Origin of the sequence: Nocardia iowensis, assembly GCF_019222765.1 — a bacterium.
Taxonomy (GTDB): domain Bacteria; phylum Actinomycetota; class Actinomycetes; order Mycobacteriales; family Mycobacteriaceae; genus Nocardia; species Nocardia iowensis.
On the sequence record NZ_CP078145.1, the window covers coordinates 7,073,876 to 7,094,447 of the forward strand.

Below are 20,572 nucleotides of genomic sequence, written 5' to 3' on the forward strand. Positions count from 1 at the left end.
TCAGTGGCCGTTCAACTCGTGATGCCAGAGCAGCTCGCTCATCCGCTCCACGGCGGTGCCGAGATGGCGGCGGTAGGTGCTGAACGGCAAGCCGAGCAGCTCCGCCGCCACCTCCTGAGTGGGCGCGCCCTTGAAATAGGCGACACTGACCGCCCGATGCAACTTCTCGCCCCCACGCTCGGTCAGCAGTGCCTGCGCCGCATCCGCGAGCACCTCGGTCAGCGACTTCCCGCTCTCCTGCACCAGGCGGCTCCGATTGAGCGGATTGTCGCCCAGCGCAACCGGTCTGCGCAACGTGCGCAGTGCGTCGCGAATGGCCGCGTCGAACTCCGGACGAGACAGCACCACCAGCTCCGCGGGTCCGCGAACCGGCCCATCGGCCATGGAGGCGCCCGCTAGCATGGCGGCGGACTTCTCCTCCAGCCACGGGCCCGGTGGTTGCGTGCGCCAGTCGTGCGCGAACAGCGCGTATCGGTGAGCGCCGACGACCGGCGGAGAATCGATGGGCATCATATTGATATCGCCGAGATGCCCGTCCCAGTAACCGTCGTCGCGCATGACGACGAAGGACCAGGCGAGCCGTTCACCACGAACCATCTCACCCGTGGCCCGCCACTGGGCGAGGGTGGTGGCAGCCGCCGGCCGCTGGTAAGCGGTGGCATCGATGGTGAAGCGCGCCAAGGCCAGATACTCCCCCGATCGCAACGGCCCGTTGGCCCGCGCGTATCGCCACGCTGCCGCGACCACCGGATCGACCTCCAGCCCGACGGGCTCGACGACTTCGAGCCAGGCGGAGAACGCGCAGAGTTCGCCGGTCTGCGTGGCGAGGTAGACGCGGAAGGCCTGGGGCTGCTGGTCCAGCCAGAATGCCGCGATCGCGGCCGATTCCTCGCCTTCGTGGCGGCGCACCAGCTCCAGCACCTGCTCGCGCTGCGACTCGACGTACGGATGATCCTCGACGAGCCCGACCTCACGCCAAACATTGAATTCCGAGATCTGCCGGTCGGTGCGATACAGGAAGATCAACGCACCGGTCGCCTGCAGCAGCTGTGACTCCGGAACCGAACGCAGTTGCGCCAGATGCACTTCCCGCATCTGGTGATGCATTTCGGCGAACCCTTCCGGGTCCCGCCACTTCAGATCGGCCTCCAGTGCCTCCCGCACCACATCGTGCGGAAACAGTCCGGCGCCGGTGGATTCGATGAACGGCTGCACCCGCAGCCAGGCGAACAACTCCGCCGCTCGGACGCCGAATACCGCGCGCAGCAGCGACTCCGAAGTGACATAGGCGTGTGCGCATACCTCGAGCGCGCGGCTGTGCTCGGGACTGGGTGTGCTACCGATCAATTGGCGCAGCAGCGTCGCGATGGTGTCTTGGCTCGGGCGCCAATCTCCGCTCGGCGCACCGTCTTTCACCGCTACCACCGCCGCCAATGCCAGCGCGAGCGGATTACCGCCGGTGAACTCGAGCACGGCCTGCTGCACACTGGCAGGCACGTGCCGGGCGTGCAGAAACTCCGCGGCCTCCTGCGGAGCGAGATTCCGGAGCGCAGTGACCCGCAGCAGATCGACCCACCCGGGGTCGGAGGTCCACAGCAGCTCCGGCTCGGCCCGCCCGGCGACCGCCACCACCGCGCCGACCGGCAACTGCGGCAGAAACCGCTCCCACAGCCAGCCCTCCAGCCCTTGGCACTTTTCGAACGTGTCGATCAGCAGCACCACCCCGGGCTGATGCAATGCGGTCCCCGCCGCGGCCAGGAACCCCTCGGGCGTGGGAACCACTGTCCGGCCGTCGATTTCGACCACGGGACGACCGCCGCGCTGCGCCAGCCCGGCGAATACCCGCAACAACGTCGACTTCCCGATACCACCCGGCCCGTGCAAGTAGTGCACCGGCCGGGCCTCGGGCACCCCGTCGAGTGCCGCGGCGAACCACTCGAGTTCGGCGCGCCTGCCAACAAAAGCCCGGTCTCGCCCGGCAGCCAAGGTGTGCGCCAGCCTCGATGGTGTTCGTGTGGTGTCTGTCGGCATGCCCACGAATGTACGAGTCGACGGCGGGTGTCGAATCAGTCAAATGACTGTGCCTGGCGCCGCCCTCTCTTGTCCGTACCGGAGATCCCCCGAGCTCGGTACCGATGCTCACGCAGACCCCGCCATGACTCAGCGGCACTACATGGCTCGTGGACGAGTGCACACTGCTGCGGCAGCGGCTCTGGACAGGGTGATCGGCAGCGACGATTGAGTGTCGGTTCCGAACCCTGCCGCCGCCGGGCCGGGCTTCATCGAACGGGTTGGGTGAGGTCGTTGTATTCGTCGTTGGTCAGGTGGAATGCGTAGGCGAGGTGGGTGATCGCGGCTTGCCATGCGTCGCGGCTTCCGTCGCCGGTGGGGTTGCGTGCGACGGCGAGCAGGATGGTTGCGGCATCGATCGCTGTTGCCGCTGCGGTCAGGAGTGTGGCCGTCGAGGCGGGTGCGTCGTTCGAGGAGAGTGTGGTGATGTGCTGTCGTAGCCAGTTGGCATCGAATTGGGCCTGCTCGGCGAGCCCGGTATCGGCCAGTGCCGTGTGCCCGGCGGTCGCGGCGGCGGACCAGATCTCCGCGCACTGACCCAGCGGCGCCTCGACGACCGATCGCCGCAGTGCGTCGCTGACCAACGCGTGCAGCACGGCCGCCAGCTCCGCGCGCTCGACTGCGGCATCCCCCACCGCCGCCACGGATTCGGTATCGACATGCAGCACCGCCATGATCGCTCGTAGCTGCGCAATGGTCACCGCGCTGCCGTTCCCATCTCTGCTCGATACCACCGATGTCGTCATTGCTTGTCCTTCACATGGCGCGGCCGGGCCGAACCGGTCGGCCAGCCGCGGGGTATGGGTATGGCGTTGTCTACGGGTGATCGGAGCGGCGGCGGTCGCGCCCGCTTGACGTCGGAGCGCGACCGCCGGGCTCGTGTTCACCCGTCTGGTGATTCGTCCCGATCGGGTCAGGCCAGGGCGGTTCGTGCCAGTTGTGCGTCCTGTTCCGGTGTTCCGCCGGAGACGCCGAGGCCGCCGATCAGTGCGCCCTGGTCGTCGACGATCGGTAGGCCGCCGCCCATGAGCAGCAGGCCGCCGTTGAGGTGGTCGAAGTGCGGCACCGGCGCGCCGAGTTCCAGCGGGGTGTTCAATGCCTCGCTGGGAGCTTGGAACATCACCGAGGTCCGGGCCTTGGCGACCGCGAGGTCGACAGAGGCCAACCACGCACCGTCCATGCGTGCGAACGCGACCATGTTCGCGCCCGCGTCGAGTACCGCGAATACCGCACGCAGACCGGCGTCGTCGGCCGCTGCCCGCCCCCGGGTGAGGAGTTGGTGCGCGTAGTCGAGGGTTATCGGTTGCGCGACCGAGACAGGCTGGGGTTCAGGCATTCTGGGTCCACTCTGTTTCCTGCCACTGCTTGGCCGCCGCGATGGTCTCCAGCGGTCGCATGGTGCGGTAGGGGTGTTCGGCGGCGGGGATCACCTCGACCATGGCGTCGATCATTTCCTGCGGGTCGGCCTGATCGGCCAGGCTCGCGGCGAAATCGGGCATCGGCACCACGGCGGTGTCCGGGTCATACCACTGCACGTAGCTCTCGGCGCCGGTGTCGTTGAACCCGGTGCCGAACACGCCGGGATTGATGGTCGCGACCTTGACTCCATGGGGTGCGAGTTCGGCCTTCATCGAGCCCGCGATGGCTTCGATGGCGTGTTTAGTGGCGCAGTACGCGCCCAGGAACGGGACAACGAGAATGCCGCCCATCGACGAGGTCCACACGATCTTGCCCGACCCCCGGGCGATCATCTTCGGTGCGATGGCCTGCACCAACTGCAGATGCCCGAAGACGTTGACGTCGAAGGATTCCCGCACCCGCTGCATCGGGATGTCGACCATCGAGCCGCCCTCCATCACGCCGGCATTGAGTACCAGCACGTCGGGGTCGAAGGACCCCGCATAGGCGATGTCGAGATCGTCGAGCAGGTTCAGCTTGATCACCCGCAACTCGACGTCCGCGGCTTCCGCGTCGGCACGCAGGCTGCGCACCTGCGGCCACGTCTCGGCGGCGGCGATGATCGTGTGCCCCTGACGGGCGAGTTCTAGGGCAGTCCCACGGCCGAACCCGGAGCTCGCGCCGGTGATGAGGATCTTCTGTGACATGCGCTTCCTCACTGTAACTATCTGGATATTTACCTTTGCAAGCCTGGCAGCCGCGCTCGATATTGTCAATCACCAGTTAGTTACATTGGTGATATGGTGCTGACCGTGCCACCAGATGCCACCGACACCAAGAGACGGATCTTGGCCGCGGCGCGCGTGGAGTTCGCGCGCTTCGGGTTGGCCGGAGCCCGAATCGACCGCATCGCCGACGAGGCCAACGCCAACAAGCGCTCGATCTACATGCACTTCGGGCCCAAGGAACAACTGTTCGACCACATCGTCGCCCAAGCACTCACCGAGCTGTCAGCCGCAGTCCCGTTCACCCCGAACGACCTCCCCGACTACGCCGGCAGACTGTTCGACCGACTCCTGGAGGACCCGGAGGTCCTGCGGCTGTCGACATGGGCAAATCTCGAACGCCCCGAAGCGACCTCCGGCGAGATCGGCGCCTACCGCCCGAAAATCACAGCGCTGCGCGAACACAGCGACGGTGACCCCGCCGACCTGCTGGCACTCGTACTAGGACTCGCCACCGCTTGGTTCAACGCATCACCCTCGCTGCAGGCACTCTCCGACGACCCATCCTCACCGCAGCGCCTCGACACCCACCGCGCGGCAATGGTCGCCGGCGTCGCGGCCCTCTGCCGCGAGATCGCCCCGCCCACCGGCCGATAGCTCATCCCACCGTCGCCAGCCTCTGATCGCGCGCTCCTCTGGATACCCGGCTCTCAGCCCTGAAGCGCCCGCTGACCGGCGCCGCCGTCTCGCTGATCATCGCCGTGGCCGGGCGCACCGCTGAGGTCGACCACCGGCAAACTCACTGTCACCGAACTGATCACCGAGTCCGGGCTGCGCCGCGAACTGGAGCAGGAGGGAGGTCAGCCTCCAAACCTCTGGTTGGCCATTCACGCCTGGTAGGGGAGGGCACTCCACTCAATGGTTTCAACGCCGAATCCACCTGCCGAATAGCGGTTTTCACGTCGGCTCGCCACCGACCGCACAAACCGCCAGAAGCCGGGCGCTACGTCCGTCCCCAAACCGGCAGCGAAACCGTGGGGAAACGTGGGGTCGGTTCAGATAAAACAGGTCAGGCCCGGTGCAATACCGGGCCTGACCTGGGATTCAAGTGGAGCTAAGGGGACTCGAACCCCTGACCCCCACACTGCCAGTGTGGTGCGCTACCAGCTGCGCCATAGCCCCGAGTGGGTTGCGTTCAGGTTTCCCTGACTGCCTGAACGAAGTTACACCACGGGTGTGGTGGCAGCCAAATCGCGTTGAATCGGGGGTGGCGGTGGAGGGTTGACGGTCGTAGACTCGAACACATGTTCGAAGGAAGCGATCTCTCGGCGATGGACTTTCCGGCCATGAGCGATGAGGGGCTGATCGACGCCCTTCGGACGGCGCATGGGGCTTCGGCGGCGGCGCAGGCGGCGGAGGTGTTCGCGGTGCGGGAGCTGTATCGGCGGCATCGGGCGGCGAGTGCGGAGCCGGGGCCGGGTGGGGTGCGGGCGGGTGAGTTCGCGGCGACGGAGGCGGCGGTGGCGGTGCAGGTCGATGAGGGGTCCGTTGCCGCGATGATCGATGTCGGTCTGGCGCTGGAGGGTTGGCTGCCGCGCACGCGGGCGGAGTTCGCGGCGGGACGGATCGACTTGGCGAAGGTGCGGGTGATCATCGACAACACGCGCGCGGTGGCCAGGGACGTGCTCGGCGAGTTGGAGCCGAGGTTGTTGGAGACCGCGGGGCGGACCACGCCGGTGCGGCTGCGGCAGGCGGCGCGGCGATGGGTGGCACGGCTGGATCCCATTGGGGCGCAACGTCGTCGGGAGCAGCGACAGAATGACCGCGATGTCCGGATCCGGGCGATGCAGGACAGCATGGCCGTGTTCGAGGGGTTGCTGCCTGCGCCCGGTGCGCAGACAGTGGCAATGCGGCTGCGTGAGATGAGCTTGCAGGTGTGTGCGTCGGATCCGCGGACGATGCCGCAGCGGCGGGCCGATGCGCTGGTGGCGTTGGCCGACGGGTCGGGGCGGTTGCGATGCGGGTGCGGGCGGGGCGAGCGATGTCCGAAAAAGGATGTGGCGGCTGAGCCGCCGCGTCGGCCGCTGATCCAGATCGGGATTCCGGCGGACACATTGCTCGGGATCAGCGAAGCGCCCGCGTTTCTCGCGGGGTACGGCCCGATCGACGCCGCGCTCGCCCGGTTACTCGCGGAACATGCTCGGTTCCAAGTCATTCCGGAACAATCGGATGCCGACGATCCGGTCGCGGGCGAACAGGTTGCGCAGTCGCCGCGACTGGACCGGGAAGTGCGGGCGCTGGACGGAATGTGCCGGTTCCCGGGATGCACGATGCCCGCAGCCGAATCCGAACTCGCTCACCACCGGCAGCCGATCTCCCGTGCCGACACAACGACACTGTGCGCTCGCCATCACCGCTTGAAAACGTTGGCGGACAAGAAGAAAGTGCCGTGGGACACCTGGCTGGCCGACCCGGATCGGTTGCAGTGGACCGCACCGACCGGCACGGTGCACACCACGGTCCGTGAGGGATCCCGATACCTGTTCCCCCACAAAGACATCGAGGCACCGACCGGCCTCAACGAGGGCCCGCCCCAGATCGAACCGGCGAACGGCTTCCCCGATGATCTCGCCTATCCCCTCCGCGGGCACGTCCTCGTCCACCGCCAGCTGTGCCGCATCACCCCGGAAGACGAAATACCTGATGACGCACCAACTCCCGCGACCAACCCCGCGTATTGATCCACCTCGATAGCGGCGGTCCGAAAGACAAGGAGCAGCAAGTGCCCGGCCATCAACAACCGCAGGCGGCCCGGCCAACAGACCAACTGAAGACTCGACGCGCGGCGGTCCCGGCCAACTGGGGAAGCTGGACAGCGCCGTCGAGCGGGCCGAGCCGTAGACAGGTGGAGTCGGCGGCTCGGCCCACGAACCAACAGACTCGACGCGCCGCGGTTGCGGGGATGTTCGACCGCGCCGTCGAGTGGGCCGGGCCGTCGGGTGGTGGATGCGACGGCTCGGCCCGCCGACCAACCGAATGCTCGGCGGGTAGCGGTCTGGCTGACTGGGGTAGCCGGATCGCCGCCGAGTGGGCCGGGTCTTCGACGTGTTCGATGGCTCGGCCCTCGAACCACCCGAATGCTCGGCGCCCGCTGTCTCGGGGAACTCCCGGAGTCGGCTGGCCTGCGTCGAGCGGGCCGGGCCGCGGCAAGGTGGTGTGCCCGGCCCGGCCCCACCCACGCTCAGGACTTGACGGCTATCCCGCCGACGATGATTTCTTCGACGAGGGTGAGCTTCTCGCGCACGATGCCGTCCGGCCGCCACCGCGACAGCGGCACCAGGCCGGGCTCGACCAGTTCGCAGCCACGGAACAGGCGCATGATCTCCGCGCGGGTCCGGAATCGTCCGGTACCGAGGAAGTTCAGGAACGACTTCTCCAACGCACGCGATTCCTCACCCGTGTCTAGGAAGTGTGTGATGAACAGGTGACTGCCGGCGGGCACGGCATCCAGATACCCGTCGACGACGCCCGCCGGATTCTCGTTGTCGTGCAGGTGATGCAGCATGCCGACGAGCATGACCGCGACCGGTTCGGAAAAGTCGATCATCCGCTGAGCGTCGGGATGTGCCAGCACGGCAGCGGGGTCTCGCAAATCGGCGGTGATGACGCTGGTCTGCCCGTTTTTCCCGAGCAGCGCACGCCCGTGCGCCAACACGATCGGATCGTTGTCGACGTAGACGACCCTGGCGTCCGGTTGCAGCGCTTGCGCGACCTGATGGGTGTTCTCCATTGTCGGTAGCCCGGCGCCCAGGTCGAGGTATTGCTTCAGTCCCGCTTGCCCCGCCAGGTAGCGGACCCCGCGGCCGAGGACCGCGCGATTCAGCTTGGCCAGCTCGTCGACCTCGGGCATGGTCGCGCGCAGATGCTCGAGGACGTGTTCGTCGGACGGGTAATAGTCCTTACCACCGAGCAGAGCGTCGTAGACCCGCGAGATACTCGGCTTGGATACGTCGAATGGCGCCGACTCGGGATTCGTCATCATTCATCCTTCGCGAGCGATACTCGGACAACTGACCATCTTCGAAAAGCCTAGTCACGCAGGCGGATATCGCGTGGGCCATTGGCCTATCCGAGGCCCATTCGACATCACCGGGTGAGGACGTCCACCCAGTCCTCGTTGTTCAGCTCGATCTTGGTCTTGCCGTCGAACACGGTCGGCGTGCCCGCGGCGCCGCCGAGCGCCGCACCGAGTGCGTCGGTCGTCGCGGTTGCGTTGGTGCGGGCCGCGTCGACCTGGGCGCCGGTGGAGATGCACTGCAGCACCGATTCCGGTGCGCCCGCGACCCGGGCGATCGCGGCGAGTTCGTCGTTGCTCAGATCGGCGCCACCCTCGCTGGGGCGCTTGGTGGTGAACAACTCCATGTGGAACTTCGAGTACACCTGGCCCGATCCGCCCTCGGCGACACACTGATTGGCGGCGACCGCGCGCGTCGAGTAATCCTTGCTCCGCGAGCGGTTGTCGAGGAAGTTCACCAGCCGGTAGCGCACCGCCAGCTTGCCCTCGTCGATCTTCTGGGCGATCTCCTGACCGTAGATGCGCTCCATGTTCCCGCAGGCCGGGCAGATCGGGTCCTCGAAGATGTCGATCGTCTTCGGCGCGCTTGGCCTGCCGAGCAGAATCGAACCACCCGGCTCCAGCAGCACGCGCACACCGGGATCGTGCACCGCCCCATACCCCTCGTTGCGCACGCTCGCCTCGTCGTGCCCCCAGCGGACCGCCGCGAAAACGATCACCGCGATCAACGCGAGAGCCACCGCCCCCAACGCATAGGTGGTCTTACTGGACATCGGCCTAGGTGTGTAGTTCGAACGCGCTTCGCTCACCCCCCTACTCTGCCGCAACCAGCACCCACCCCCATCGCCAACCCCCACCCGCTTCTAGTGTGCCGGTTAGCGTGCGATCGAGTCGCGGGCAGTGGGTTCGGTGTCTGCGTCGTGCTGCACGGAGGGATCGGCGTCGGTAACGACCGGTGCCACCGGGCTGTCCGCCACGGGAGCTCCGGCCGCGTCGCTCACCGCGTGATCGATCTTGGCATCGTGGGACACCAACTGGTGGTCGGCGCCGTCCGCGCCACAGATGTGGTCGCATTCGACGTGGACGTCCTTGTCCGGCACTCGCTTGCGCATCGGCTCCGGCACCACTGCCCAGCCGACCGCCGCCACCGCGAGCAGCGCGCCGGTGACGGCGAGGGCGAGTCCGTAGGACGCCTGCTGGGCCAGCGCACCGACCGCCACCGGGCCGAGGACGGTGCCGAGGTCGGCGGCCATCTGGAACCCGGCGAGCACCGGTCCACCGCGGGCGTTCGGGCCGATGATGTCGGCGACGGCGGCCTGCTGAGTGGGGGTGAACATGCCGGAGCCGAGTCCGGCCACGAATGAGGTGGCGAGCAACCACGGCACGGTGTCGGCGATACCGAGTCCGGCGGTGCCGAGCGCGCACACCAGTGATCCGACGATCAGGAACGGTTTGCGCCCCCACCGGTCGGATAGTCGGCCCGAATAGAACAGCACCGCGACATTGCCCGCGGCGAACACGGTCAACGCCACCCCGGCCATCCCCGGCGACTGATGCAGCACCTCGACAACCAGCAACGGCACCAAGGCCATCCGCACCCCGAACACCGCGGCGCCGTTGGCGAAGTTCGACCACAGCACCGCCCGGTACTCCGGCCGCGCCCATCCTTCGGCGAACGACATCATCCGGATGCCGCCAACGGGTTCCGGTGCGGCGAGCTCCGAATTCCGCAGGCTCAGATACACGACCACGCTCACCACCAGCAACGCCACCGCGTAGATCACGAACGGCACCCGCAGCCCGAGCCCGGACAGCGCCCCACCGACCAGCGGCCCGCTGACCGAACCGATCAGGAAGCTGGTCGACCACAGCCCGGACACCCGTCCCCGCTCGGCGGGTGGCGACATCCGGATCACCAGCGCCAGCGACGACACGGTGAACATGGTCGACCCGATCCCCCCGAGCGACCGCAAAACCATCAGCTGCCAATAGCTTTGGGCCAGCGCACTGGCACCGGTCGACACCGCGACGATCAACAGCCCGCCGAGATAGACGGACCGCTCCCCCATCCGCTGCACCAGCCAGCCGCTCGTCGGCGCGAACAGCAGCCGCATCAACGCGAACGCGCTCACGATCGCCGAAGCGGCCGCCACCCCGACGCCGAAGCTGCGGGCGAACTGCGGCAGTACCGGGGCGACGAGGCCGAAGCCGATGGCGATAACGAACGCGCCCCCGACCAACACCCAGATCTCGTTGGGCAGGGACTTCGTGGCCGATCTACTACTCACCGGCTAGCGCCTGTCCCACCACTTCCTCCGCGGCCGCCTGCACCTGAGCCAGGTGTTCGGGACCGTGGAACGACTCCGCGTAGATCTTGTATTTGTCCTCGGTGCCGGAGGGGCGGGCGGCGAACCACGCGTTCTCCGTGGTCACCTTGAGCCCGCCGAGCGGCGCGCCATTGCCCTTCGCCCTGGTGAGCACGGACGTGATGGGCTCACCGGCGATCTCCTTGGTGGTGATCATGTCCGGAGTCAACTTCGCCAATAGTGCTTTCTGTTCCGTCGTCGCGGCCGCGTCGATCCGCGCATAGGCGGGACTGCCGTAACGGCGTTCCAGTTCGACATAGCGCGCGGACGGGCTCTGCCCGGTGACCGCGGCGATCTCGGCGGCGAGCAGTGCGAGCAGGATGCCGTCCTTGTCCGTGGTCCACACCGTGCCGTCCATCCGCAGGAACGATGCGCCCGCGCTTTCCTCACCGCCGAAAGCGAGGCTGCCACTGAACAATCCGGGCACGAAGAACTTGAAGCCGACGGGCACTTCGTGCACATCGCGGCCGAGCACGCTGACCACCCGATCGATCATCGACGAGGTGACCACCGTCTTGCCGATCTTGGTGAGCGCGTCCCAGCCCATCCGGTTCGCGACCAGGTATTCGATGGCCACCGCGAGGAAGTGGTTCGGGTTCATCAGCCCACCGTCGGGGGTGACGATGCCGTGCCGGTCCGCGTCGGCGTCGTTGCCGGTGGATAGGTCGTAGTCGTCTTTGATGGCGATCAGCGAGGCCATCGCGTAGCGCGATGACGGGTCCATCCGGATCTTGCCGTCGCTGTCCAGCGTCATGAATCGCCAGGTCGGGTCGACGAACGGATTGACAACTTCGAGCTCGAGGTCGTAGCGCTGCCCGATCTCTTCCCAGTAGTCGACGCTCGCCCCGCCCATCGGGTCGGCGCCGAGCCGGATGCCCGCGCCGCGAATCGCGTCCAGGTTCAACACATTCGGCAGATCGGCGATGTAGTGGTCGAGATAGTCGTAGCGCTGGACGTTGGTCTCCAGCGCGTGCTGCAACGTGGTGCGCTTGACGCCGGCGAGGCCGGTGCGCAGCAGTTCGTTGGCACGGGCGGCGATGGCGTCGGTGGCGGTGTTGTCGGCCGGACCGCCGTGCGGCGGGTTGTATTTGAAGCCGCCGTCGCGTGGCGGATTGTGCGACGGGGTGATCACGATGCCGTCGGCCTGATTCTTGGTGCCGCCCCGATTGTGGCGCAGCACAGCATGACTCAGGGCGGGCGTCGGGGTGTATCGGTCGCGGGCGTCGATCATCGCGGTCACGTCGTTGGCGGCGAGCACCTCCAGCGCGGTGACCATGGCCGGTTCGGACAACGCGTGGGTGTCCCTGGCCAGATACACCGGTCCGGTAATCCCGCGAGTCGCACGGTATTCCACGATCGCTTGCGTGATCGCGAGGATGTGCGCCTCGTTGAACGCGGTGTCCAGGCTGGAGCCGCGATGTCCCGACGTACCGAAAACCACCTGCTGTGCCGGATCCGTCGGATCCGGGATACGGCTGTAATAGGCCGTAACCAGATGTGCGATGTCTTCCAGGTCGGTGGGACGCGCGACACGCCCGGCTCGATCATGGGCCATGCTCGGGTCTCCCTTCCGTATCGGCTGCGCCCTGCTCGTCATCAGGATCATGTCCACAACCACTGCGTCGTCGACGCGGCGGCGAAAACCGCGGTCAGGCCGGCCGCGACACTGATCACGATGTTGCCGACGGCGTAGGCGTAAGCGCCGTCCGTCACCAGCCGGATCGTTTCGTAACCGAACGTGCTGAAGGTGGTCAGCGCGCCGCAAAAACCCGTACCGGCAGCGGCCAGCAGCCAGTTGCCCGCACCCGCGCCGATCAATCCACCGAGCAGCGCCGAACCGACAATGTTAACGGTCAGCGTGCCCAGCGGCAGCAGAGAATCGAAACGCGCTGCTACGGCACGGTCTACCAGGTAGCGCGCTGGCGCGCCGAGCATTCCGCCGAGCACCACGAGCAACACTGTCATCGGGCGGCTCCCTGCCACAGCTCGAGTGGTGAGAGGGCGACATTGATGCTGGTGAACAGCTCGGCGTTCTGCTCGACGAACGCGCGCAACCGGTCGGTCTCGTCGACCAGCATCAGCACCAGCGGCAGGTGGTCGGCCAGGTCCAGGATGCGAGTGGTGTGGATGCGGGAGGACGCGCCGTAGCCTTCGATGCCGCGCCACACGCTTGCCCCGGCCAAGCCGGTGTCGCGGGCGCGCCGGACGATCTCGTGATACAGCGGCGTGTGCCGCCATTTGTCGTCCTCGTCGAGCAGCACCGTCAGCCGGGCCGCCGGTTGCCACTGTCCCGCTCCACTTCGCTCGATCACTGCCTGGCCCCCTTCCGTCGTGCCGTTGCCGTTGACCGCCGAGCCATTCCAGTTGTCCACCGTGTCATGCCCATGGCGAGCACGACGGCTCCCAGCGACGCCACCACCGTTCCCCCTAGATAGCCGAGCGCCTGAACCGCGGCACCCGATTCGAGCAGTCTACGAACCTCGAGACCGTAGGTGGAAAAAGTGGTGAAGCCGCCGAGCACTCCGATACCGAGAAAGGGACGCAGCAGTCTGTGGGCTACCCATACCTCGGTGATCAGAACCATCAGCATCCCGATGGCAAAGCATCCCATGACATTTACCGCGAGCGTCGACCAGGGGACCTGGTCCGGCCCGGCGGGCCACCACACGCCGAAGGCGTAGCGGGCCAGCGCGCCGATGCCGCCGCCGAGCGAGATCACCACGAGCACCGTCGGTTCGACGTACGGGGTACGCCCCGCTTGCTGACCTCTCGAGCCGAACGCCACCTGCGCAATGTTATCGGTTGGACCGGACGGTCGAGTCAGCTGTACCCGGCGCGCCGGGACGCTACGAACAGCGTTGTTCGTTGACATCCGGCCGAGTTCCGCGTACGAATGGGCTGAAGGTTTGGCCGAAGTTGCCTCCCCCACCTCACTTACTCAGGTCGGAGCAACGATGGCGGCACAACGGGCACAACCGAATGCGCACCCGGAGACGGCGGAACCGCGCCGACCGGAGCATCAGCAAACCTCCGGCAGACGGCAATTGACCGTCAGCCGGGCTATCCGCCGGCTCTCGATCGTGGCGCTCGCGGCGGCCACGGCCGGGCTCGGCCACCTGACTCCAGCGGCGGCCGACCCCATCTATCCGGTCCCCGACAGCGACGGGTTCTACGCCGCGCCACCGGATGTCGCGAACTTCCAGCCGGGCGACGTGATGCGCAGCAGGCCGGTGCCCGCCGCGGGCTTCCCCGGCGCGACCGCGTGGCAATTGCTGTACCGGTCGACCAATTCGGCCGATGAACCGATCGGGGCGATGACCACGCTGCTGCTTCCGCCGGGCGGTGGCATGAACCGTCCGCTCGTGTCGTATCAGCCGTTCGTCAATTCGCTCGGCCTCCAGTGCGCACCGTCGCACAGCATCTTCAACGGCACCATGCAGGAAGCGCCCGCGCTGAACCTGCTGCTGGCCAGGGGCTGGGCGGTGGCGGTGCCGGATCATCTCGGTCCGACCAGCGCCTATGGCGCCGCGCGCCTCGGCGGCAGGCTGACCCTCGACGGCATTCGCGCCGTAAAGCGGTTCGCCCCAGCCGATCTCGCGGGTAGCCCGGTCGGCATGGCGGGTTACTCGGGTGGCGGCATGGCGACCGGATTCGCCGCGGCGCTCGCGCCGGAGTACGCGCCGGAGTTGCCGATCGTCGGCGCGGCGCAGGGCGGTGTCCCGATGAACATCGGCAAGCTGGCCCAGGATGTCGGGTTGCAACGGACCCCGCTGTTCGGCCTCGGCTTCGCGGCCGCCGTCGGGCTCGAGCGGGAGTACCCGTCCGAACTGCAGATGGACCGGATCCTGAACCCGGCCGGGTTCGCGCTGCGCGACCAGGTCGCCAACGCGTGCACCAACGAGATCATCAACGCGGGTGCGAACAAGAGCTTCAGCGATGTCTTCTACGGCGATATGGAGGCCGATCCCACGGTGGTCCGCATCCTGCACGAGAACAGCATCGAGATCTACCCGGGCGTGCCGCGTACCCCGATCTACGAATGGCACGGCGCCGCCGACCAGGTCTCGCCGCAGCTGGTGCGCGATGTCGCGGGCCGGTACTGCGCCGAGGGCGTCCGGGTGCAGCTGGACATGATCGCCGGCGCCGACCACGGCACCGCGATCGCACCGGGCTCGGTCAACGCGTTCAACTATCTGGGCGACCGCTTCGCGGGCATCCCGGCACCGAGCAACTGCTGACTGCACGCAACACCCGAGCTATACCAACCACCACGCGCGAGTTTTGCGAGCGCCGTTCGCGGCCCGTCCCGCGTCCGAGTGGACGAAGCGCATGCGCCGAAGGCGCAAGTCTCGTCCGCTCGGACGCGGGACTCCGGGGGCCGCGAACACGCCGCGCCCGCGCGGCCGATAACTCAGTGCGCGAGCACCGGCTCACCCTCCGAAGGCTCCGGAACCGTATTGGGCATGAGCACCGCGGTGATCACCGCACCGGCCACGAAGATCGCGGTGGCCCACCAGAAGCTGGTGGTGTAGCTCTCGACCGCGGACTGCGCCACGGTCAACGGGTCCGGCGTGCGGGTCGACAGGTAGTCGGTCGCGGCCGAGGCGGCGATAGTGCTGAGCAGCGCGGTACCGATCGAGCCACCGACCTGCTGGCTGGTGTTGATCATCGCCGACGCCACACCGGCGTCCTCGTGATGCACGCCGGAGGTCGCGCCCTGGAACGCGGTCGACATCGCACCACCGAGACCGAGACCGAGCAGGATCAGCGCGGGCAGGATGTGCGAGGAGTAACCGGTGTCGAGACCGATCTGGGTCAGCCAGGCCATGCCGCCCGCGGCGATCAGGAACCCGCCGGCCATCACGATCTTCGGGCCGACCTTGGGCAGCACCAGCGAGGGAACCATGGTGGACGAGACGACCATGGCCGCCACCATCGGCAGGAACGCCAAGCCGGTCTTGATCGGCGAGTAGCCCATGCTCAGCTGCATGTAGTAGGTGAGGAACAGGAAGATCGCGAACATCCCGATGCCCATGATGAAGACGGTCAGGAACGATCCGCCACGGGTGCGGTCCAGCACGATGCGCAGCGGCAGCAAGGGATTGGCGACCTTGGTCTCCAGCCACACGAACACCGCGAGCAGCACCGCGCCGCCGATGAGGAAGGCCAGCGTGACCGGGTTGGTCCAGCTGGTCGACTCGGCATGCGAGAAGCCGTACACGATGCCGAACAGCGCCGCGGTCACCACCACGGTGCCGGGGATATCGAGCTTTGGCCGCTCGGCAACCACATGCTTGGCCAGCAGCAGCACCGCGCCGACCAGCGCGACGGCGGCGAAAGCCAGGTTGACGAACATCACCCAGCGCCAGTTCGCCCATTCGGTGAGCATGCCGCCGAGCAACAGGCCGATCGCACCGCCCGCACCGGCGACCGCACCGAAGATGCCGAAGGCCTTGGCCCGCTCTCCCGGTTCGGTGAAGGTGACGGTGAGCAGTGACAAGGCGGCCGGAGCCAGCAGCGCGCCGAAGATGCCCTGGCCGACGCGTGCCGCCACCAGCATCTCGAAGCTGGTTGCCGCGCCGCCGACCGCGGAGGCACCGGCGAAACCGATCAGGCCGATGATGAAGGTATTGCGACGGCCGAAGAGGTCACTGAGCCGACCGCCGAGCAGCAGCAGGCTGCCGAACGCGAGCGCGTAACCGGTGACTACCCACTGGCGATCGCCGTCACTGAACCCCAGATCCCGCTGAGCAGCCGGGAGGGCGATATTCACGACGGTCGCATCCAGCACGACCATGAGCTGTGCCACGCCGAGAATGGCCAGCACCCACCAGCGCAGGGCGTGCGAGCCGCGACGGCCCTGATCCGTTTTATCGGGGGCGGGTGCCCCACGGTCGAACGTGGTAGTCATGTGTCCCCTTTGTCTCGAGTATTGATGCGGAGTTACAACCTCCGGTTACCGAAGTAAGCTATCACGATAACGGAGAGAACGCCTCCGCTTAATCCCGATACTTGATAGGATGTGGGTGTGAATCACGCCACGGCACTTTCTCCACCCCGGCGCCTGCGTGCCGATGCCGCGCGGAACCAGCAGCGGATCATCGCCGCGGCGCGCGAACTCTTCGCCGACCACGGACTCGAGATCACCCTCGATGACGTCGCCGAACGCGCCGGTGTCGGCGTCGGTACCGTCTACCGCCGGTTCGCGAACAAGAAGGAACTGATCACCGAGGTCTTCGAACAGAATCTCGGAGACTTCGCCGAGGCGGCCGACGCCGCCTACCGGCATGCCGATCCATGGTTCGGACTCGTCGAGTTCTTCGAGTACGCGTGCAGACACATGGCAGTGAACCGTGGTTTCAGCGAGGTGATGCTGGAACTCGAGGACGATATCGACCGGTTCGTGGTTGTCCGCGACCGGATCAAGCCCACCGTCCTCGCCATCGTGGACCGCGCGCGGAACGCGGGCGCCCTCGCGCCCGGCGTCGAGCCCTCCGACTTCTTCGCGCTGATCCACATGGTCGACGGCATGGCGGAATTCGCCCGGCCGGTCAATCCCGATGTCTGGCAGCGCTACATGGCAATCGTGCTCAATGGCGTACGCGCCGACGGCATCCCGCGTCAGCACCTGCCGGTGCCGCCGCTGACCGATGACGAGGTAGAACAGGCCAAGGGCGCGTGCTCGGGACGCCGAAGGTAACAACTACGTTATAGGTAGCCCACATCACACTGTGATCCCCTACAGTTGGTCACATGACCAACTCGTGGGTGAACTGGGCTGGCGATCAACACTGCGCGCCGGCGAGCATCGCCACCCCGCGCACCGTAGATGAGGTCGCCGAGGTTCTCGGCCGGGCCGGCGATGCCGGACAGATCGTGCGCGTCGCGGGTGCCGGACACTCGTTCACCGACACCGTCCTGACCGACGGCGTGCTGCTCGACCTGGCCAACCTCAATCGCGTCCTCGACGTCGACGCCGACACCGGCCGGGTCCGAGTCGAGGCGGGCATCACCCTCAACGCCGCGAGCAACGCGCTGCACGAGCACGGCCTCGCCTTCCCCAACCTCGGCGATATCGACGTGCAGACCGTCGCGGGCGCCACCGCCACCGCGACCCACGGCACCGGGGCCGCCCTGCAAAACCTCTCCGCCGCACTGCATTCCATCGAACTGATGCTCGCCGACGGCAGCCGGCTCGAGCTGAACGCGGAGACCGATCCCGAGGGCTGGCGCGCGGCTAGGGTCAGTGTCGGCGCGCTGGGCGTGATCACCGCCGCGACGCTGCAGTTGGTGCCGTCGTTCGTGCTCGAAGGCGTCGAGCGGCCGGTCCCCGTGGACGACATTCTCGCCGACCTGGACTCCTACATCGACAGCAACCAGCACTTCGAGTTCTACATGTTCGCGCACAGCCCGCTCGCTATGACCAAGCGCAACAACCCCGTCCAGCTCCTGGAGCAGCCGCGCGGCAAGGCCGTCGACTGGTTCGCCGACATCCTGATGTCCAACTACACCTTCGACGCGCTGTGCAAACTCGGCCGCTGGCAGCCGCGGCTGGTGCCCTGGATCCACCGCGGCGCCGCCTACGCGGGCAGCTACCGCCGTCAGGTCGACCGCTCCTACCGAGTCTTCGCCTCCCCGCGCCTGCTGCGCTTCACCGAGATGGAATACGCCATCCCGCGCGAGCACTCCGCCGCGGCGATCCGCGAGATCAAGGAGCTGTCCACCAGATTCGATACGCCGATGCCGATCGAGGTCCGCTGGGTCGCCCCCGACGACGCCTTCCTATCCCCCGCCACCGGCCGCGACACCTGCTACATCGCCGTGCACCAGTACCGGGGCATGGCCTACGAGCCGTACTTCCGCGCCTGCGAGGCGGTGTTCGACAAGTACGACGGCCGCCCGCACTGGGGCAAGCGCCACTTCCAGACCGCGGACACGCTGCGCCGGCGCTACCCGGACTGGGACCGCTTCGCCGAAGTCCGCCGCCGCTTCGACCCCAAGGGCCGTTTCAGCAACGCCTATCTAAACCGCGTGCTCGGACCGGTCGACTAACGGCGGCGCGCGCACGCCATCGCGAAAGCTACGCCCCGGCCTCGAGGATCTCGGCGACCAGGCGGGGCACGGCGGTGCCGATGGGTTCGCGGATGATCTCGGTGGCCATCGAGTCGTACGGCGTGGGTTCGGCATTGACGATGACCAGGTCCGCGCCGCTCTGCACGGCGATGGCGCACATCGACGCCGCCGGTTCGACCTGCAGCGAGCTGCCGATCGCCAGGAAGATGTCGCTGGTTTCCGCGGTGAGCGCGGCCTTCATCATGGTGCGGCGGTCCATCTGCTGGCCGAACATGATGGTGGCCGATTTCAGTACGCCGCCGCAGTCCGGGCACGGTGGATCCGCCTCGCCCGCCGCGACGCGGTCCAGGGTCGCGGCCATCGTTGTCTGATAGTCGCATTCGACGCAGACCACCTCGAACATGTTGCCGTGGATCTCGATCACCCGGTCCGCCGCGAAACCGGCGCGTTGGTGCAGTCGGTCGATGTTCTGGGTGATGATCGTGACCGCACGCCCGGCGCGGGCCAGCGCGGCCAGCGCGGTATGCGCGGCGTTCGGTCGCGCCCGCCATGCCGGGTTGTCGCGCCGGGCCAGCCACGCTCGTTGCCGCAGTTCCGGATCGGCCAGGTAGTTGTCGTAGGTCGAGAGCAGTTCGGCGATCGGGTCTTTCGTCCACACACCACGCGGCCCGCGGAAGTCGGGGATGCCGGAGTCGGTGGAGATGCCCGCCCCGGTGAGCACCCCGATGCGGCCGTCCCGGCGGCGCCACTCGCTCGTCATAGCACCGAAGCCTAGGACGCGCCGCACACCGCGGCATCCGTGCGCGCATTCGACCAGCGCAAGACGATGAGAGAATGTTACACTAATCATCTCATCGCTTTAGAGGTGTTGATCAAAGGAGATCACGATGACCGCATCGGCCGCACTCGAATCCACCAGCGCGCGAACCCTTCCGCCGCGCCGGCCGTTCGAGCCGGGCACGCGTCTGTGGGACGAGACCGGCTTGATCACCTTCTCGCTGACCGCCGGTTCGGCCTTCCTGCTGCAGACCATGGAGCCGAGCATCTCCGCGGTGGTCGACGAGCACTCCACCTTCCGCACCGATCCGATGGGCCGCGCCGTGCGCAGCATCGCCTCGGTGATGATGTGGATCTACGGCGGCGAGGAGGCGCTGGCCGAGGCCGACCGGCTACGCACCATGCACGCCTCGCTCAACACCACCGACGCGCACGGCGTCCGACACAAGGCGCTGGCCGCCGGGCCGTGGGCCTGGGTGCTGCACACCGGAACGTTCGCCTTCGCCGAGAACGCGAAGTACTTTGCCCGCAACCCGCTCTCCCCGGCCGAGAAGGAGGCGGTCTACCAGGAGATGGTGCAGTTGATGCGCAACTTCTCGGTGGCGCCCAAGCAGATTCCGGCCGACTATGCCGAGTTCGAAACGTTCTTCAACGACATGGTGTCCAACCACTTGCAGGCCACCGATACCGCTCGCGACTATCTGCGCGTGATCCGGTCCGTCGCGCCGCCGAAGCAGTTGCCGCGTGCGCTCGCCCCGCTCTGGCGGCGTGCGGCCGCCCCGGTCGGGCGGTTGCAGTACTTCGTGACCGTTGGCACGACCCCCGAGGTGGCCCGGAAGAAGCTGGGTCTGACCTGGACCGAGTCCGACGAGCGCAAGCTGCGGGCGCTCGGTTGGGTGATCGCGCGCGCCGTTCCGCTGCTCCCGGAGCGCGTGCGGTACTTCCCTATCGCCTTTGAAGCCCGTCGTCTGGAACGTGATCGGCAGCGGCTCCGCAAGATGATCGACTTCCGTCCGATCTGAGTCTCTGCCCTCGACGGCGCTGCGGCCATTACGGCTGCGGCGCCGTATTTGTTGTGCAGCAGCATT

Annotated in this window: 19 protein-coding genes and 1 tRNA gene; 6 read left to right on the forward strand and 14 right to left on the reverse strand. The window is 67.2% G+C overall.

Annotation, left to right across the window (positions count from 1 at the left end):
- The 4 genes from KV110_RS32485 to KV110_RS32500 all read right to left on the reverse strand — a co-directional run bounded on the left by KV110_RS32485 (position 1) and on the right by KV110_RS32500 (position 4,175).
- Entirely contained in the window at positions 1 to 2,031 is a 2,031-nt protein-coding gene (locus KV110_RS32485) for an ATP-binding protein (RefSeq protein ID WP_218470981.1), read from the reverse strand.
- A gap of 248 nt (positions 2,032 to 2,279) precedes the next feature.
- On the reverse strand, positions 2,280 to 2,816 hold the full coding sequence (locus KV110_RS32490) for a hypothetical protein (protein WP_218470982.1): 537 nt from the start codon (positions 2,814 to 2,816) through the stop codon (positions 2,280 to 2,282).
- A gap of 167 nt (positions 2,817 to 2,983) precedes the next feature.
- Positions 2,984 to 3,406 carry a GlcG/HbpS family heme-binding protein gene (locus KV110_RS32495; RefSeq protein WP_218470983.1) on the reverse strand — a complete coding sequence of 141 codons (423 nt, stop codon included), beginning with the start codon at positions 3,404 to 3,406 and terminating at the stop codon, positions 2,984 to 2,986.
- On the reverse strand, positions 3,399 to 4,175 hold the full coding sequence (locus KV110_RS32500; RefSeq protein ID WP_218470984.1) for an SDR family oxidoreductase: 777 nt from the start codon (positions 4,173 to 4,175) through the stop codon (positions 3,399 to 3,401). The genes KV110_RS32495 and KV110_RS32500 overlap by 8 nt, the downstream gene beginning before the upstream one ends.
- Positions 4,176 to 4,268: 93 nt before the next feature.
- Here KV110_RS32500 and KV110_RS32505 point away from each other — a divergent pair, with 93 nt between their 5' ends.
- Positions 4,269 to 4,850, forward strand: coding sequence for a TetR/AcrR family transcriptional regulator (locus KV110_RS32505; RefSeq protein WP_218470985.1), 582 nt, complete (start codon positions 4,269 to 4,271; stop codon positions 4,848 to 4,850).
- Between the two features lie 452 nt (positions 4,851 to 5,302).
- Here the strand turns inward: KV110_RS32505 and KV110_RS32510 are convergent.
- Positions 5,303 to 5,375: transfer RNA gene (locus KV110_RS32510), tRNA-Ala, on the reverse strand.
- Positions 5,376 to 5,497: 122 nt separating this feature from the next.
- Between KV110_RS32510 and KV110_RS32515 the strand changes: the two genes are divergently transcribed.
- On the forward strand, positions 5,498 to 6,934 hold the full coding sequence (locus KV110_RS32515) for an HNH endonuclease signature motif containing protein (protein ID WP_218470986.1): 1,437 nt from the start codon (positions 5,498 to 5,500) through the stop codon (positions 6,932 to 6,934).
- 500 nt (positions 6,935 to 7,434) lie between these two features.
- Here the strand turns inward: KV110_RS32515 and KV110_RS32520 are convergent, their stop codons facing one another.
- The 7 genes from KV110_RS32520 to crcB form a co-directional block, all read right to left on the reverse strand.
- Entirely contained in the window at positions 7,435 to 8,232 is a 798-nt protein-coding gene (locus KV110_RS32520) for an SAM-dependent methyltransferase (RefSeq protein ID WP_218470987.1), read from the reverse strand.
- A 107-nt stretch (positions 8,233 to 8,339) separates the two neighbouring features.
- Complete coding sequence (locus tag KV110_RS32525) at positions 8,340 to 9,041, reverse strand: DsbA family protein (protein ID WP_218470988.1); 702 nt, start codon at positions 9,039 to 9,041, stop codon at positions 8,340 to 8,342.
- Positions 9,042 to 9,143: 102 nt separating this feature from the next.
- On the reverse strand, positions 9,144 to 10,556 hold the full coding sequence (locus tag KV110_RS32530; RefSeq protein WP_218470989.1) for an MFS transporter: 1,413 nt from the start codon (positions 10,554 to 10,556) through the stop codon (positions 9,144 to 9,146).
- On the reverse strand, positions 10,549 to 12,189 hold the full coding sequence (gene pgm / locus KV110_RS32535) for a phosphoglucomutase (alpha-D-glucose-1,6-bisphosphate-dependent) (RefSeq protein WP_218470990.1): 1,641 nt from the start codon (positions 12,187 to 12,189) through the stop codon (positions 10,549 to 10,551). The genes KV110_RS32530 and pgm overlap by 8 nt, the downstream gene beginning before the upstream one ends.
- 47 nt (positions 12,190 to 12,236) lie before the next feature.
- Complete coding sequence (locus tag KV110_RS32540) at positions 12,237 to 12,599, reverse strand: fluoride efflux transporter FluC (RefSeq protein WP_218470991.1); 363 nt, start codon at positions 12,597 to 12,599, stop codon at positions 12,237 to 12,239.
- Positions 12,596 to 12,946, reverse strand: coding sequence for a DUF190 domain-containing protein (locus KV110_RS32545; RefSeq protein WP_246634127.1), 351 nt, complete (start codon positions 12,944 to 12,946; stop codon positions 12,596 to 12,598). Before KV110_RS32545 ends, KV110_RS32540 begins: the two co-directional genes overlap by 4 nt.
- Positions 12,943 to 13,419: a fluoride efflux transporter CrcB gene (crcB, locus tag KV110_RS32550; protein WP_246634128.1), complete on the reverse strand. Its 477-nt coding sequence runs from the start codon at positions 13,417 to 13,419 to the stop codon at positions 12,943 to 12,945. Before crcB ends, KV110_RS32545 begins: the two co-directional genes overlap by 4 nt.
- Before the next feature lie 169 nt (positions 13,420 to 13,588).
- Between crcB and KV110_RS32555 the strand changes: the two genes are divergently transcribed.
- Positions 13,589 to 14,872 carry a lipase family protein gene (locus KV110_RS32555; RefSeq protein WP_246634129.1) on the forward strand — a complete coding sequence of 428 codons (1,284 nt, stop codon included), beginning with the start codon at positions 13,589 to 13,591 and terminating at the stop codon, positions 14,870 to 14,872.
- Between the two features lie 173 nt (positions 14,873 to 15,045).
- On the opposite strand, the gene KV110_RS32560 is transcribed toward KV110_RS32555, so the two are convergent.
- On the reverse strand, positions 15,046 to 16,545 hold the full coding sequence (locus KV110_RS32560) for an MFS transporter (RefSeq protein WP_218470994.1): 1,500 nt from the start codon (positions 16,543 to 16,545) through the stop codon (positions 15,046 to 15,048).
- 117 nt (positions 16,546 to 16,662) lie between these two features.
- Between KV110_RS32560 and KV110_RS32565 the strand changes: the two genes are divergently transcribed.
- Positions 16,663 to 17,334: a TetR/AcrR family transcriptional regulator gene (locus tag KV110_RS32565; protein WP_218470995.1), complete on the forward strand. Its 672-nt coding sequence runs from the start codon at positions 16,663 to 16,665 to the stop codon at positions 17,332 to 17,334.
- Positions 17,335 to 17,387: 53 nt separating this feature from the next.
- Entirely contained in the window at positions 17,388 to 18,686 is a 1,299-nt protein-coding gene (locus KV110_RS32570) for a D-arabinono-1,4-lactone oxidase (protein WP_218470996.1), read from the forward strand.
- Positions 18,687 to 18,714: 28 nt separating this feature from the next.
- Here KV110_RS32570 and KV110_RS32575 read toward each other — a convergent pair whose 3' ends face one another.
- Positions 18,715 to 19,467, reverse strand: a complete 753-nt coding sequence (locus KV110_RS32575; protein WP_218470997.1) for an SIR2 family NAD-dependent protein deacylase — start codon at positions 19,465 to 19,467, stop codon at positions 18,715 to 18,717.
- Positions 19,468 to 19,594: 127 nt separating this feature from the next.
- Here KV110_RS32575 and KV110_RS32580 point away from each other — a divergent pair, with 127 nt between their 5' ends.
- Positions 19,595 to 20,506, forward strand: a complete 912-nt coding sequence (locus KV110_RS32580) for an oxygenase MpaB family protein (protein ID WP_218470998.1) — start codon at positions 19,595 to 19,597, stop codon at positions 20,504 to 20,506.
- Positions 20,507 to 20,572 lie beyond the last annotated feature (66 nt).

Excerpts from the sequence above, each read along its gene's own strand:
- KV110_RS32515 (WP_218470986.1), top strand. The coding sequence starts at position 5,498 with ATGTTCGAAGGAAGCGATCTCTCGGCGATGGACTTTCCGGCCATGAGC.
- KV110_RS32490 (WP_218470982.1), bottom strand. The coding sequence starts at position 2,816 with ATGACGACATCGGTGGTATCGAGCAGAGATGGGAACGGCAGCGCGGTG.
- KV110_RS32520 (WP_218470987.1), bottom strand. The coding sequence starts at position 8,232 with ATGACGAATCCCGAGTCGGCGCCATTCGACGTATCCAAGCCGAGTATC.
- KV110_RS32555 (WP_246634129.1), top strand. The coding sequence starts at position 13,589 with ATGGCGGCACAACGGGCACAACCGAATGCGCACCCGGAGACGGCGGAA.
- KV110_RS32500 (WP_218470984.1), bottom strand. The coding sequence starts at position 4,175 with ATGTCACAGAAGATCCTCATCACCGGCGCGAGCTCCGGGTTCGGCCGT.
- KV110_RS32580 (WP_218470998.1), top strand. The coding sequence starts at position 19,595 with ATGACCGCATCGGCCGCACTCGAATCCACCAGCGCGCGAACCCTTCCG.
- KV110_RS32505 (WP_218470985.1), top strand. The coding sequence starts at position 4,269 with ATGGTGCTGACCGTGCCACCAGATGCCACCGACACCAAGAGACGGATC.
- KV110_RS32540 (WP_218470991.1), bottom strand. The coding sequence starts at position 12,599 with ATGACAGTGTTGCTCGTGGTGCTCGGCGGAATGCTCGGCGCGCCAGCG.
- KV110_RS32575 (WP_218470997.1), bottom strand. The coding sequence starts at position 19,467 with ATGACGAGCGAGTGGCGCCGCCGGGACGGCCGCATCGGGGTGCTCACC.
- KV110_RS32570 (WP_218470996.1), top strand. The coding sequence starts at position 17,388 with ATGACCAACTCGTGGGTGAACTGGGCTGGCGATCAACACTGCGCGCCG.
- pgm (WP_218470990.1), bottom strand. The coding sequence starts at position 12,189 with ATGGCCCATGATCGAGCCGGGCGTGTCGCGCGTCCCACCGACCTGGAA.
- KV110_RS32495 (WP_218470983.1), bottom strand. The coding sequence starts at position 3,406 with ATGCCTGAACCCCAGCCTGTCTCGGTCGCGCAACCGATAACCCTCGAC.
- KV110_RS32525 (WP_218470988.1), bottom strand. The coding sequence starts at position 9,041 with ATGTCCAGTAAGACCACCTATGCGTTGGGGGCGGTGGCTCTCGCGTTG.
- KV110_RS32485 (WP_218470981.1), bottom strand. The coding sequence starts at position 2,031 with ATGCCGACAGACACCACACGAACACCATCGAGGCTGGCGCACACCTTG.
- KV110_RS32560 (WP_218470994.1), bottom strand. The coding sequence starts at position 16,545 with ATGACTACCACGTTCGACCGTGGGGCACCCGCCCCCGATAAAACGGAT.